The sequence below is a fragment of the Chitinophaga hostae genome (assembly GCF_018224885.1).
Taxonomy (GTDB): Bacteria; Bacteroidota; Bacteroidia; order Chitinophagales; family Chitinophagaceae; genus Chitinophaga; species Chitinophaga hostae.
Genome location: NZ_JAGTXB010000012.1, coordinates 171754 through 184567, shown reverse-complemented (window position 1 = coordinate 184567; position 12814 = coordinate 171754). Strand labels below are relative to the sequence as shown.

Below are 12814 nucleotides of genomic sequence, written 5' to 3'. Positions count from 1 at the left end.
ATACAAATAATGCAGGTCCCTAAAAGCTAACAGCTAAAAGCTTACCGCTGTTTCATGATATATCCCATTCCAACTACGGTATGGATGAGCTTTTCCCCGGCAAAGCCCTTTTCAATTTTATTCCGGAGATAGTTAACATATACATCGATGGTATTAGTGCCGGTGTCGAACTCCAGTCCCCATACTGCTTCAGAGATCAATGCACGGGAAAGAACCTTGCCTGTATTTTTTAACAACAGTTCCAGCAGCGCATATTCCTTTGCAGTAAGCGTGATCTCCTGCCCTTCCCTGCTGGCGGTTTTGGTGTTTGTATTTAATTGCAGATCCGCGAAACTAAGAATAGCCTGTTCCTGGTGAAACTGGCTTTTCCGCCGGGAGAGCGCGTGTATCCTGGCCACCAGCTCCGAGAAATGAAATGGCTTGGCGAGATAATCATCCGCGCCGGCATTGAGTCCATCTACAATATCCTGGGTGGCATTGAGGGCGGTCAGCATGAGGATGGGAGCACTCACCTCCAGTGTCCTTAGATTTTTGCAGACAGTGATACCGTTGATACCGGGCAGCATAATATCCAGGAGTATCAGGTCATAATCATGTTCCATCGCGGCTTGCTGCCCGGCTATGCCATCCGTATGTACTTCCACCTGGTGATGATGTTCTTCCAGCCCCCGTTTTATAAAGGCGCCTACTTTAATTTCATCTTCTATAACCAATATTTTCATAGTCAATAATTAAAATATAACCCCGGCAAAAGTAGGATTGTTTAAACGGGTAGTCATTAAAGCGGGATTAAAATCATGGATGACATGGACAATTTGGCAATATCTGTTAGCTTTGTCTTCACCTAAATCGGCAACCGGATCATGCATTTACCCGTTTTAAGTACCGGCAACCTGGTACTGAGGCCTATAGAAGATAAAGACACTGCCGCCCTGTTCAGGCATTTTTCAGATGATGCGGTTACCAGGTTCATGGACATTGATTCATTTTCCAATATCAGTGAGGCCACCCACATTATCCAGTTCTTCCGCAAAAGCCTGGAAGATGAGGAGGGTATGCGCTGGGCGATCACCGTTGCCGGAAGCGATGAGCTGATTGGCACCTGTGGATATCACAAAATCAATAAACCACATTTCAAAGCGGAGATTGGATATGACCTGCAACCTGCCCTTTGGGGCAAGGGTATTATGAAAGAAGCCGTGGGTTGTATGCTGACCTATGGTTATGAAGAATTGCAGTTTAACCGTATAGAAGCATTTGTGGATCCGGATAATCTCGCCTCGTCAAAATTGCTGACCAGGCTGGGGTTCCGTTATGAAGGTTTTTTGAGAGATGCTTTCTTTGAGAAGGGTAAATTTGTAAATGCTGAGTTATACAGTCTTTTAAGACACGAATATACCAGGGAATCTATTTTTTAATCATTACTGCTATCATGAGTTTGCAATTCAGGCATGCCGCCGAAACAGATCTGCCAAGGATCGTTGACATTTATAACAGTACCATTGCCGGCAGGATGGTGACGGCTGATACCAGTCCTGTTACACCGGAGAGCCGCTTGCCCTGGTTTCACGCGCACAATGCCACGCACCGGCCCCTGTGGATGATTGACCTGGATGGGAATAATGTAGGCTGGATGAGCTTCCAGTCTTTTTACGGGCGCCCGGCTTATAACGGTACAGTGGAGGTAAGTATTTACCTGGCTGAATCCGCGCGGGGAAAAGGTTTGGGCAAACAGGTGTTACGTTATGCCATTGAGGTGGCGCCGGAATATGGTGTGCAAACATTGCTTGGTTTTATTTTCGCGCACAATACGCCTAGTCTGAAGCTCTTTACTGATATGGGTTTCAGCGAATGGGCACATCTCCCGGAAATAGCCGTACTGGATGGCGTAGAAAGAAGTCTGAAGATATTGGGGTATAAAATAATTACGAATTAGGAATTACGAATTACGAGACCCTTCGCTGAGATCACCGTAATTCGTAATTCTCAAACAAACTATGCGCTCATGTGGTGGATCTATGCTTTATTATCGGCTGCTTTTGCAGCGCTGACGGCGATCTTCGCCAAAATAGGGGTCGTTGATATTCCGTCTAACCTGGCTACGGCGATCAGAACGGTGATCATCCTGGTGATGGCCTGGGCTATTGTAATTGCCCGGGGTGAGTTTAAAAGTTTTGGTGCTATTTCCAGGCACAGTATGGTGTTCCTGGTATTATCCGGCCTGGCTACCGGTTGTTCCTGGCTTTTTTATTTTAAGGCTTTACAGGTGGGAAAGGTATCGCAGGTGGCGCCGGTAGATAAGCTCAGCGTAGCGCTGACGATTATACTGGCAGCGGTTTTCCTGCAGGAAGCGCTTACCTGGAAAACAGCTGTTGGCGCCGGGCTGATAATAGCGGGCACATTGGTATTGATTATAAAGTAGGGAATTATTCCGCGTCGATTTTGTAAACACAACGGCGGGCGCCATTGATAATGTGTTCCATACGGGACACATTCATTTTTTGGCCCAGTATGCTGACAAATGTTCTCATTTCTGAGGTACAGATATTATCGCATTCTGAGGCAGCGCAACAGATCGGACAGTGATTTTCTATAAAGTAGTAGGTATCTCCTTCTTTTTTCCATTCCGCCAGGTAGCCTTCTCCTGAACGGATAGCTGCAAACGAGCTGAGCCTGTTTTCCAGGCCGGTTACCCCTTCCAGGGCGATGTTGTATTTTTCGAGCTGGCTTTTTTCCCGGGCATTGACTACGTTGTCGAGCGCTTCCTTGCCTAAAACCGTTTTGATGGTTTGGATCAGCTGAAGGCTCAGCTCGGTATGTGTGTCGGGAAAGCGGGCATTACCCAATGGGGTGAGGCTCCATATTAAAACAGGCCGCCCTACGCCCCTGGAAGTACTTTCAGAGTGAACCAAGCCATCTTCTGCCAGTTTCAGCAGCTGAAGCCGGGCGCCCTCTCCGGTAATACCCAATTCACTGGCCAGTTCGGCTGCGGACAGCGGTCCCCGGGTCTTGAGCAGCGTCAAAAACCGTTCGGCAGCATTCTTGGTTCGTATTGGATAATTTTCCAAGTTATTACTTGTTTTATTCTCAAATGTCGTAATTTTGTAGGAGCTAAAAAAAAGATTTTGGGATTTTGATGGTTATGAGACGTATTTCATCAAAATTTAATCTCATAATCAGTTAAATCTCTAAATATTAGATATTAATGAACGTCCTGATATTTAATGGTGCTATTGATGACCGTCCTTATGCCACCTCCAACCAGCTGGCGGCATATCTGACAGAGCAACTACAGGCAAAAGGGTTTTCTCCGGAAATTTTCAGTCTTGGCAGCGCCCAGATTCCCTTTTTCTCCCAACAGGAAGCAGGGCTTAAGCCTCCCGCGGTAGATGCGATGTGCAAGGCTTTTTGCAAAGCAGATCTTCACATATGGATGACACCATTATATCATGGCAGTATGACCGGTGCTATGAAAAACTGCCTGGACTGGCTGGAGATGACCAGCAAGAACGACCGTCCTTATTTAACAGGAAAGGTTGTAGCTTTGCTCTCCTGGGCAGATGGCACACAGGCGATGCAGGGTATAAATGCAATGGATGCAGTAGCTAAAGCGCTAAGGGCGTGGGTATTACCATATTCCCTTCCTATTTTGAAGGATAACCTGTATAACCCGCAAGGTGGCGGGTTTACTGCATTTTATAAAAACAAACTGGATACGATGGTGCAGTTGCTGTGTGCAGCGAAAGCGCATGTTGTGGCAGGTATTGAAGGATAAATCGTGAAACACACCGGTCAGCCGGTGATCAGCTAATTAAAACAAATTCTGAGTATGATAACCGTTTCAGAAAAAGCAGGAGAATATATCAAAGCGCTGATGGAGAAAGAACATCATGCGCCGGGCACCTTTGTGCGTGTAGGCGTAAAAGGTGGTGGCTGCTCAGGTCTCGAATATGTGATGAAGTTTGAAGCAACAGAGGAAGAAGGCGACCAGGTATTTGAAGATAAGGGCGTAAAAGTAGTGGTGCAGATGAAGAGTCTGTTGTACCTGTATGGTACAGAGCTGGACTATTCAGATGGACTGAACGGAAAAGGCCTTTTCTTTAATAATCCCAACGCAACCAGAACATGCAGCTGTGGTGAAAGCTTCGCTGTATAAATTTTAAACTTGTATGATCAACAGTAACGAAATAATTGATGATATAGCCAATAAGGAGTACGAGTTTGGCTTTAGCACCGATATTGAAATGGATATAGCTCCCCCGGGGCTGAATGAGGATATCATCCGTTTTATTTCGGCGAAAAAGAATGAGCCTGAATGGCTGCTGGAATGGCGCCTGAAAGGATTTGCCGCATTTAAGAAAATGGAATTCCCTAAATGGCAGCATTTTGAAATGCCGGCGCTCGATCTGCAGGCACTTTCCTATTATGCTGCACCACGGAAAAAGAAACAACTGGCCAGTCTGGATGAAGTAGATCCTGAACTGCTGGCTACTTTCGAAAAGCTGGGTATTCCGCTGAATGAACAAAAAGCATTGACAGGTGTAGCGGTAGATGCTGTATTCGACAGCGTTTCCGTAGCTACCACCTTCAAAGGCAAGCTGAAAGAAATGGGCGTGATCTTCTGTTCTTTTGGTGAAGCGGTACAGGAACATCCTGACCTGGTAAAGAAATACCTGGGCAGCGTGGTTCCGCATACCGACAATATTTTCGCAGCACTCAATGCGGCTGTATTTTCCGATGGTTCTTTCGTTTACATTCCAAAAGGCGTGCGTTGCCCGATGGAACTGAGCACATACTTCCGTATCAATGCGCAGAACACCGGACAATTTGAACGTACCCTGATCATTGCAGACGACAACAGTTATGTGAGTTATCTCGAAGGTTGTACCGCTCCGATGCGTGATGAAAATCAGCTGCATGCGGCCGTGGTAGAACTGATAGCGATGGAACAGGCTGAAATAAAATATTCTACCGTACAAAACTGGTATCCCGGTGATAAAGACGGTAAAGGCGGTATCTACAACTTCGTAACCAAGAGAGGCATCTGTAAAGGCGCTGCCAGCAAAATCTCCTGGACACAGGTAGAAACCGGTTCTGCCATTACCTGGAAATATCCCAGCGTAATCCTGCAGGGCGATCATTCCGAAGGCGAATTTTACTCTGTGGCAGTAGTCCGTAACAAACAGATTGCTGATACCGGTACCAAAATTCACCACATCGGTAAAAACACAAAGAGCCGTATCATTTCCAAAGGTATTTCCGCCGGTCGTGGCGACAATAGCTACCGCGGACTGGTAGCCGTTGGCCCCCGCGCCGACAATGCCCGTAACTTCACCCAGTGCGATTCATTGCTGATCGGTAACCAATGCGGTTCCCATACATTCCCGTATATCGAATCCAGGAATAAATCAGCCATGATCGAACACGAAGCCACCACTTCGAAAATCGGGGAAGACCAGATCTTCTACCTGAATCAGCGTGGTATCGACAGCGAAAAGGCAGTTGCCCTGATCGTAAACGGCTATGTGAAAGAAGTGCTGAACCAGCTGCCAATGGAATTTGCGGTAGAAGCACAGAAATTATTATCTATTACACTTGAAGGAAGCGTTGGATAATTCATTATCCAATTAATACATACAGAACGAAAAAAACAATCATGCTGACGATTAAAAATCTGCACGCAGAAGTAGAAGGGAAAAAAATTCTGAAAGGCATTAATCTCGAAATAAACAAAGGAGAAATGCATGCCATCATGGGCCCGAACGGTTCAGGCAAAAGCTCACTGGCTTCTGTGCTGGCGGGTCGTGATAACTATACTGTTACGGAAGGTGAAGTATGGTTCAATGGCAAAAATCTGCTGGATATGGCTCCGGAAGATCGCGCCCGTGAAGGTGTATTCCTGGCTTTTCAATACCCCGTTGAAATACCGGGTGTTTCCAACCTCAACTTCCTGAAAACCGCACTGAACGAGATCAGGGCGTATAAAGGCCTCCCTGCCCTCGAAGCAAGAGAGTTCCTGAAGCTGACAAAAGAAAAACAACAACTGGTAGATTTCCATTCCAACCTGATGAACCGTTCCCTGAACGAAGGATTCAGCGGTGGTGAAAAGAAACGTAACGAAATCTTCCAACTCGCCATGCTGGATCCACAACTGGCAATATTGGATGAAACAGATTCCGGATTAGATATCGATGCGCTGCGTATTGTTTCCAGTGGTGTAAACAAATTACGTGATGCTGAAAAATCTTTCGTAGTGATTACTCACTATCAACGCCTGCTGGAGTATATCATACCTGACTTTGTGCATGTATTATACAATGGCCGTATCATCAAAACCGGTACCAAGGAACTGGCACTGGAACTTGAAGAAAGAGGATACGACTGGCTGAAAGAGGAATTACATTTGAAAGAATCTGTATAAGAGGAATTACGAATTGCTGATTACGAATGACGCATATGCGATAACTCGTAATTCATCATTCGTAATTCATAATTTATAAATTATGATAAGCAATATGATATTGCCATTTTACCAGGCGTTAACAGAAGATGTAACGGCATTGTCTCCCGCAATGGACTCCCTGCACGACATCCGCCGCAAGGCGCTGGAGCGCTTTACAGCAACAGGGCTTCCTACGCTGAAAACGGAAGCATGGCGCTACACGAATATTCAGCGCTATCTGAAAGAATTTCCCTACGAATTGCTGACCACCGCTGCACCCGTTTCCCCGGAAGTGGCGGAAAGCAAAGCCATTCCGGAATTGGATTGTTACCGCATTGTACTGGTAAACGGTCATCTGCAGGCTGATCAGTCTGTTCTTCCTGAAGGAAAAGGCATCACCGTAGGCGCTATGAGTGCGCATACTGCTGCTCCTGGTTTTGTCACCTATTTTAACGAACAGCATCACCTGGCAGGCGAATCAATGGCCCAGTTAAATACCGCCCTCTTTGCAGACGGACTGTATATTGAGCTGGCCGCCAACACTGTGCTGGACAAACCGATACACATCGTACACGTTTACTCCTGTGCAACGCACGCCATCATTCAGCCCCGTCATTTGTGGGTGCTGAACAGAAGCGCCGCCGCCACCATTATCGAGTCCTCCGTTCACCCGGAAACAGCTGCCGTGGCTTTTGCCAACAGCGTACTCGAAACCGTGGTAATGGAAAATGCAGAACTGTGGCACTATAATGTACAACAGGGAGAAGAAAGCTTCCGGGAAGTACATACAACTGCTGCACAGCAACATAAAGACAGCCGTTATCATCATTTTAATTTCACATTGCCCAATACCCCGTTCACCCGCAACAACCTGAGCGTGGCGTTGAATGGCAGTCATACTGAAACTAATCTGAACGGTTTATATATTGCCAACAATCACCAGCATGTAGATAACCATACTTTTATGGATCATATCATGCCCGACTGTAACAGTAACGAACTGTATAAAGGCGTACTGCTGGATAATGCCAATGGTGTATTCACCGGCAAGATCCTTGTACACCAGGAAGCGCAGAAAACCAACGCATTCCAGCAGAACAATAACCTGCTGCTGGGCAGCAAGGCAGATATCAATTCACAGCCACAACTGGAAATATATGCCGATGATGTAAAATGCAGCCATGGTTTTACTGCCGGTCAGTTCAGTGAAGAGTCCATGTTTTACCTGCGCTCCCGTGGCATTGGTGAAGATGCGGCTAAGGCACTGATGGTAAATGCCTTCTCTCACGACATTACCGATGCAGTGAAGGAACCTGCCCTGCAACATTACCTGCAGGAGCAGATTGCGGAGATCATGAATAACTAAAATTACGATGGAACATATTGCTAACATAGTAACCGCCGGCCTGGATGTAACGCAGATCAGAAAGGATTTTCCTATCCTGCAGCAACAGGTACATGGCAAACCGCTGGTGTACCTCGACAACGGAGCTACCACGCAGAAGCCGCAGGTAGTAATAGCAGCAGAAGCCCGCTATTACGAAGAATATAACAGCAATGTGCACCGGGGTGTGCATCACCTGAGCCAGGTGGCCACCAACGCATATGAGAGAGCCCGTATTACTGTGGCTGGCTATATCAACGCGGCTGATCCGCACGAAGTCATCTTTACCAAAGGCACAACAGACGGTATTAACCTGGTAGCCAATACCATGAGCCGTCGTTTCCTGAACGAAGGCGACAGCGTGATCATATCTTCCATGGAACACCATAGTAATATTGTGCCCTGGCAGATTGCCTGCGAAGAACGCGGCGCTACCCTGAAAGTGATTCCCATCAACGAACGCGGTGAATTGCTGATGGATGCCTATGAAGCCATGCTGGACGACACCGTGAAAATTGTGGCCGTTACCTATGTTTCCAATACCATGGGTACCATAAACCCGGTAGAAGATATTATAACGCTGGCGCACGCACGAAATATACCTGTACTGCTGGATGCCGCACAGGCTATTCAACATATCAGTATTGATGTACAGGCACTGGACGTGGAGTTCCTCGCGTTTTCCGGGCATAAAATTTATGCACCAACGGGCACCGGCGTTCTCTATGGCAAAAAGGCATGGCTGGATAAACTGCCTCCCTACCAGGGTGGCGGCGATATGATCAAGACCGTTACTTTCGAAAAAACAATCTATAACGAATTACCTTATAAATTCGAAGCCGGTACTCCCAATATTGCAGGCGCCATTGCGCTGGGTACTGCCATCGAATATTTACAGCAAACCGGTATCTCCAAAATCCAGCAATGGGAAGAAGAATTAATGGAGTATGCCATGCAGGAATTACGCAAGATTGATGGTATCCGTTTTATCGGCGACGCCGCCCGCAGAAGTGGCGCCATCTCCTTCCTGGTACACAATATCCATCCGTTTGATATGGGTGAGCTGCTGGACCAGCAGGGGATTGCAGTAAGAACAGGACACCATTGCACCGAACCACTGATGGATATCTTTAAAATCCCCGGTACTGTTCGTGCATCACTTTCTTTTTATAATACCAGGGAAGACATAGACAAACTGGTGGCCGGCGTTAAAAGAGCCGCTGCCATGCTTTTGTAAACAGGCGAATATGACGATTCAGGAAATACAGGAAGAAATAATATCCGATTTTTCGGTGATGGGCAGCTGGGAAGATAAGTATGAATACATTATCCAGCTGGGCAAGGAATTGCCGCTCATCGCAGAAGAATTTAAAACACCCGACAACCTGATCAAAGGCTGTCAATCCAGGGTGTGGCTGCACACGGAGCTGAAAGACGGGCAACTGCTTTTTTCGGGCGACAGCGATGCAGTGATCACCAAAGGGCTGGTAAGCCTGATGATCTATGTGCTTTCCGGTCATACTCCCCAGGAAATTGCGACGGCAGATATTTACTTCATTGATGCCATTGGTTTAAGCAGTCATCTCTCCCCTACCCGCTCCAACGGGTTGCTGAGTATGCTGAAACAAATGAAACTCTATGCCATCGCTTACCAGGCTAAAATTAACCAGCAATGAGTGAAGCAACATTAAGAGAACAGATAGAAGCACAGCTGAAAACCGTATACGATCCGGAAATTCCGGTGAATATATGGGAACTGGGGCTGGTATACGAAATCAAAATCAAGGAAAACAACCGGATTGGAATTGATATGACCCTCACCGCCCCCGGTTGCCCGGTAGCAGGAGATATCATCCGCGAAGTAGATGAAAAGGTAAGGAATATAGAAGGCGTTTCCGACGTGGATGTACACCTTACTTTTGATCCACCGTGGACCAGGGATATGATGAGTGAAGAAGCAAAACTGGAACTGGGTTTTCTGTAAGCGAAAACTTTATCCGATACTTGAACCAAATACCAAATACACTGCGTAGTGTTATTTGATATTTGGTTTTTTCTTTTATGGAATTATTTAATTTGTGCTTTAAATCGTTAATCCATTGAACCTATCCGACGAACAAGTGCTTGCTATGGCGCCTGATGAATCTTCCCGCAAATCGGGGAAGGACCTGGCCAATCCGGCTAAATGGGTCAGCAAAGGCGTTGGCGACAATGCGTTATGGGGAGAATGCCAGGGCAGCGGCAGCAAACCATACCAGACACAGATTGACACGGGCAATATGGCGTTTAAATGCAGCTGTCCGAGCCGTAAGTTTCCCTGCAAACATGGCCTGGGACTATTATTGCTATACTCCCGGCAAACAACCTTGTTCACCGAACAAACACCTCCACCATGGGTAAGCGAATGGCTGGCCAAACGTGCAGAAAGAGAAGAGAAGAAAGCAGTGCAGGCCAGCACACCGGAGAAACAACCGGATACCGCCGCCCAGGCAAAAAGACAACAGGCCCGGCAACAGAAAGTCAGCGACGGCACTGCGGAACTCCTGCGCTGGATCAAAGACCTGGTACGGAACGGCATTATGGACCTGCCGGAAAAAGACCCCTCCTTTTTTGAAAATATGATCAGGCGGATGGTAGATGCCCAGTCGCCCGGACTTGCGGCCATGATGCGGGAACTCGCAGATATCAGCTACTTTCATGAAGGCTGGCAAACCGTGTTTATGAATCAGCTCCTCCGCATCTACCTGGTAATACAAGGCTACCAGCACCTTTCCCAGCTACCGGAGAACCTGCAGCAGGACATACGCAGCAGCGTCGGTTTTTCCCAGTCGCAGGAAGAACTGAAAGAACAAACCGGCATCAGCGACACCTGGCAGGTACTGGGCAAACAAACCTCGGAAGAAGACCGCCTGGTGGTAGAACGTTACTGGCTGCACGGCATACATTCAAAACGCAACGCGCTGATACTGCAGTTTTTTGTACGCGGACAAAGCACCATCGCCAATCCGCTCGCTCCCGGCACCACCATACAGGCCGAACTTGTATACTACCCTTCTGCCGCTCCGCTGCGGGCCATCATCAAACAACAAATGACCGTTCCTTCCGATCACACCTTCAACGGCTTTACCGGCTGGGAAGAAGTTGTGGCCGAACAAACAGCCATCAGCGCCGTTTGGCCGGTATATAACGACCAGGTATATACGATCGCAACACTCACCCCCATATGGCACCAGGAACAGTGGTGGCTGCAGGATAGCCAGCAGCAACTGATGCCGGTGAAAAAAGGATTTGCGCATATCTGGAAACTGCTCGCCCTCAGCGGAGGAGCTCCGCTGCACATGGCGGTGACCGGCCGGGAAACACAATATGAGCCGATAGGTGTATGGCATGAACAGGAATATAAAATACTATAATGGAGCGCTGGAATCATATCATCAATACCGCCCTGCTAGGCACTGCCAAAAAGCCGGCAGACGCACAGGGCCTGAGCGGGCCACTGCGGCAGGCAGCGGATACCATTCTCGGAAATGCTTCGCTCGACAGGGAAGAACAATTCCTGCACCTGGCCGCGGTAACTTACAACTACCGTCAAAGCGGTACACAGCCGGTTACGGCCGCCGTTCCGCCTATGACGGTTTGCACGCCGGAAACAAAAGCCTGCTGCCCGCCCGCTGCCATCCGGGTATTGCAACCGGTGCTGGAAACAGATAGCATACAACTATTGCAGCTGTGGCTGGAATACTGTACCAAAGCCAATTTGCTACTGCCGCCTGCACAACTGCCGGTTATGCTCGACAAAGCATGGCGCAACAAATCGCTCCGCGTACTGACTGCGGCGGCGGGAGGACACCGAGCAGCTTGGCTGGGGCAATTTAACCCGGATTGGAATTTTTCAAGGGTGGCAGATACGCCGGAGGAAAGATGGCTCAACGGCGCCACTGCCCAACGGGTGGAAGCGCTGAAGGAAATACGCACAACCGATCCCGTTATAGCCCTCCAATGGCTGCAGCAAACCTGGCCCAAAGAAAGCGCCACGGTGAAAACCGAACTGCTGGGGGTGTTGGAAGAAATACCGGCTACAACAGATCTTGAATGGCTGGAATCGCTGCTGTCGGAAAAAAGCAAACAGGTAAAGGAAACCGTAATGAGGATCCTGAAAAAACTACCCGGTTCCTCGCTGCATGAGCAGTACTGGCAGGTGTTGGCGGGCGCTATACAACTTCAGTACGACGGACATGTGGTGGTAGCGCTGCCGGAATTAAACGATGATCCTGTTTTTCAGAGCGGCATAGAAAAACTCAGTAATAATAAACAGGTATCCGACGAAACACATATACTCTGCCAGTTGATCAGTCTTGTGCATCCTTCGAGGTGGGAGACACATTTTGGAAGGTCTGCCGCGGAAATAATGACGATGTTTTTGCAACAGGAACCACTGAAACCCTTTGCCCCTGCACTGGTGCAGGCCATCGCCTGGTTTGGCGACCAGGAAAGGGCGGTAACGTTTATGCAACAGAGTGAAACATTTTATATCGATATCCTTCCGATGCTTCCCCCTGTACAACAACAGGAGCTCAGCGAAAAATTCTTTGATGAATACCCGGAAGCCATTATCAAATATGCTGGCAATCATCCGGCAGAATGGAGTGTGGCATTATGTACAAAGATCCTGCGGTATGCGGCTACACAACCTTATACCTACAACCAGCTTTTTATGAATAATGTAATCCGCCAGATACCCGTAGCCATCGCGGCTTCCCTGGATGATATTGTGCCGTCAGAATCTTACCATGTTGGATACTGGAATAACATAAAAGTTCACCTGGGTAAACTTTTACAGGCAAAAAGCCAGCTACCCGGGGCCTTTAAAAAAGCTGAAGGCCGGAAAGCAAAAAGCCCGAGGCTACAAAACAAAACAAATAACTATCAGCTTACCAGCAAAGCGCCTAAAAGCTAACTGCTAAAAGCTAACCGCTAAAACACTATTT

The 12814-nt window shown here is 47.7% G+C and carries 15 protein-coding genes; 13 read left to right on the top strand and 2 right to left on the bottom strand.

The window, feature by feature from the left end; translation table 11 throughout:
* Positions 1-41 precede the first annotated feature (41 nt).
* A complete protein-coding gene (locus KE626_RS22800; RefSeq protein WP_211975310.1) occupies positions 42-722 on the bottom strand; it encodes a response regulator transcription factor in 681 nt (226 codons plus the stop codon).
* 141 nt (positions 723-863) lie between these two features.
* On the opposite strand from KE626_RS22800, the gene KE626_RS22795 reads away from it, so the two are divergent.
* The 3 genes from KE626_RS22795 (at position 864) to KE626_RS22785 (ending at position 2422) form a co-directional block, all read left to right on the top strand.
* Positions 864-1418, top strand: coding sequence for a GNAT family N-acetyltransferase (locus tag KE626_RS22795; protein WP_211975309.1), 555 nt, complete (start codon positions 864-866; stop codon positions 1416-1418).
* Positions 1419-1432: 14 nt separating this feature from the next.
* Complete coding sequence (locus tag KE626_RS22790) at positions 1433-1936, top strand: GNAT family N-acetyltransferase (RefSeq protein WP_249207636.1); 504 nt, start codon at positions 1433-1435, stop codon at positions 1934-1936.
* Positions 1937-2005: 69 nt separating this feature from the next.
* On the top strand, positions 2006-2422 hold the full coding sequence (locus KE626_RS22785) for an EamA family transporter (protein WP_211975308.1): 417 nt from the start codon (positions 2006-2008) through the stop codon (positions 2420-2422).
* Between the two features lie 4 nt (positions 2423-2426).
* Here KE626_RS22785 and KE626_RS22780 read toward each other — a convergent pair whose 3' ends face one another.
* A complete protein-coding gene (locus KE626_RS22780) occupies positions 2427-3068 on the bottom strand; it encodes a helix-turn-helix transcriptional regulator (RefSeq protein WP_211975307.1) in 642 nt (213 codons plus the stop codon).
* Between the two features lie 137 nt (positions 3069-3205).
* On the opposite strand from KE626_RS22780, the gene KE626_RS22775 reads away from it, so the two are divergent.
* The 10 genes from KE626_RS22775 to KE626_RS22730 all read left to right on the top strand — a co-directional run bounded on the left by KE626_RS22775 (position 3206) and on the right by KE626_RS22730 (position 12783).
* Positions 3206-3775, top strand: a complete 570-nt coding sequence (locus KE626_RS22775) for an NADPH-dependent FMN reductase (protein WP_211975306.1) — start codon at positions 3206-3208, stop codon at positions 3773-3775.
* Positions 3776-3829: 54 nt separating this feature from the next.
* Positions 3830-4156, top strand: a complete 327-nt coding sequence (locus tag KE626_RS22770) for a HesB/IscA family protein (RefSeq protein WP_211975305.1) — start codon at positions 3830-3832, stop codon at positions 4154-4156.
* A 13-nt stretch (positions 4157-4169) separates the two neighbouring features.
* The gene (gene sufB / locus KE626_RS22765) at positions 4170-5615 is read left to right on the top strand and encodes a Fe-S cluster assembly protein SufB (RefSeq protein WP_211975304.1); all 1446 of its coding nucleotides are present in this window, start codon (positions 4170-4172) and stop codon (positions 5613-5615) included.
* 41 nt (positions 5616-5656) lie between these two features.
* A complete protein-coding gene (gene sufC / locus KE626_RS22760) occupies positions 5657-6421 on the top strand; it encodes a Fe-S cluster assembly ATPase SufC (RefSeq protein WP_211975303.1) in 765 nt (254 codons plus the stop codon).
* Positions 6422-6503: 82 nt separating this feature from the next.
* Positions 6504-7808: a Fe-S cluster assembly protein SufD gene (gene sufD / locus KE626_RS22755; RefSeq protein WP_211975302.1), complete on the top strand. Its 1305-nt coding sequence runs from the start codon at positions 6504-6506 to the stop codon at positions 7806-7808.
* Positions 7809-7815: 7 nt separating this feature from the next.
* The gene (locus tag KE626_RS22750) at positions 7816-9063 is read left to right on the top strand and encodes an aminotransferase class V-fold PLP-dependent enzyme (RefSeq protein WP_211975301.1); all 1248 of its coding nucleotides are present in this window, start codon (positions 7816-7818) and stop codon (positions 9061-9063) included.
* A 10-nt stretch (positions 9064-9073) separates the two neighbouring features.
* A complete protein-coding gene (locus KE626_RS22745) occupies positions 9074-9502 on the top strand; it encodes a SufE family protein (protein WP_211975300.1) in 429 nt (142 codons plus the stop codon).
* On the top strand, positions 9499-9810 hold the full coding sequence (locus KE626_RS22740) for a DUF59 domain-containing protein (RefSeq protein ID WP_211975299.1): 312 nt from the start codon (positions 9499-9501) through the stop codon (positions 9808-9810). Before KE626_RS22745 ends, KE626_RS22740 begins: the two co-directional genes overlap by 4 nt.
* Positions 9811-9925: 115 nt before the next feature.
* Entirely contained in the window at positions 9926-11239 is a 1314-nt protein-coding gene (locus KE626_RS22735) for an SWIM zinc finger family protein (protein ID WP_211975298.1), read from the top strand.
* Complete coding sequence (locus tag KE626_RS22730; protein ID WP_211975297.1) at positions 11239-12783, top strand: DUF5691 domain-containing protein; 1545 nt, start codon at positions 11239-11241, stop codon at positions 12781-12783. Before KE626_RS22735 ends, KE626_RS22730 begins: the two co-directional genes overlap by 1 nt.
* The last annotated feature ends 31 nt before the right edge of the window (positions 12784-12814 follow it).

Bases quoted from the DNA above. Each gene is read 5' to 3' on its own strand.
- KE626_RS22775 (WP_211975306.1), top strand. From the start codon at position 3,206: ATGAACGTCCTGATATTTAATGGTGCTATTGATGACCGTCCTTATGCC.
- KE626_RS22745 (WP_211975300.1), top strand. From the start codon at position 9,074: ATGACGATTCAGGAAATACAGGAAGAAATAATATCCGATTTTTCGGTG.
- KE626_RS22730 (WP_211975297.1), top strand. From the start codon at position 11,239: ATGGAGCGCTGGAATCATATCATCAATACCGCCCTGCTAGGCACTGCC.
- sufD (WP_211975302.1), top strand. From the start codon at position 6,504: ATGATAAGCAATATGATATTGCCATTTTACCAGGCGTTAACAGAAGAT.
- KE626_RS22795 (WP_211975309.1), top strand. From the start codon at position 864: ATGCATTTACCCGTTTTAAGTACCGGCAACCTGGTACTGAGGCCTATA.
- sufC (WP_211975303.1), top strand. From the start codon at position 5,657: ATGCTGACGATTAAAAATCTGCACGCAGAAGTAGAAGGGAAAAAAATT.
- KE626_RS22800 (WP_211975310.1), bottom strand. From the start codon at position 722: ATGAAAATATTGGTTATAGAAGATGAAATTAAAGTAGGCGCCTTTATA.
- KE626_RS22750 (WP_211975301.1), top strand. From the start codon at position 7,816: ATGGAACATATTGCTAACATAGTAACCGCCGGCCTGGATGTAACGCAG.
- KE626_RS22790 (WP_249207636.1), top strand. From the start codon at position 1,433: ATGAGTTTGCAATTCAGGCATGCCGCCGAAACAGATCTGCCAAGGATC.
- sufB (WP_211975304.1), top strand. From the start codon at position 4,170: ATGATCAACAGTAACGAAATAATTGATGATATAGCCAATAAGGAGTAC.
- KE626_RS22770 (WP_211975305.1), top strand. From the start codon at position 3,830: ATGATAACCGTTTCAGAAAAAGCAGGAGAATATATCAAAGCGCTGATG.
- KE626_RS22740 (WP_211975299.1), top strand. From the start codon at position 9,499: ATGAGTGAAGCAACATTAAGAGAACAGATAGAAGCACAGCTGAAAACC.
- KE626_RS22785 (WP_211975308.1), top strand. From the start codon at position 2,006: ATGTGGTGGATCTATGCTTTATTATCGGCTGCTTTTGCAGCGCTGACG.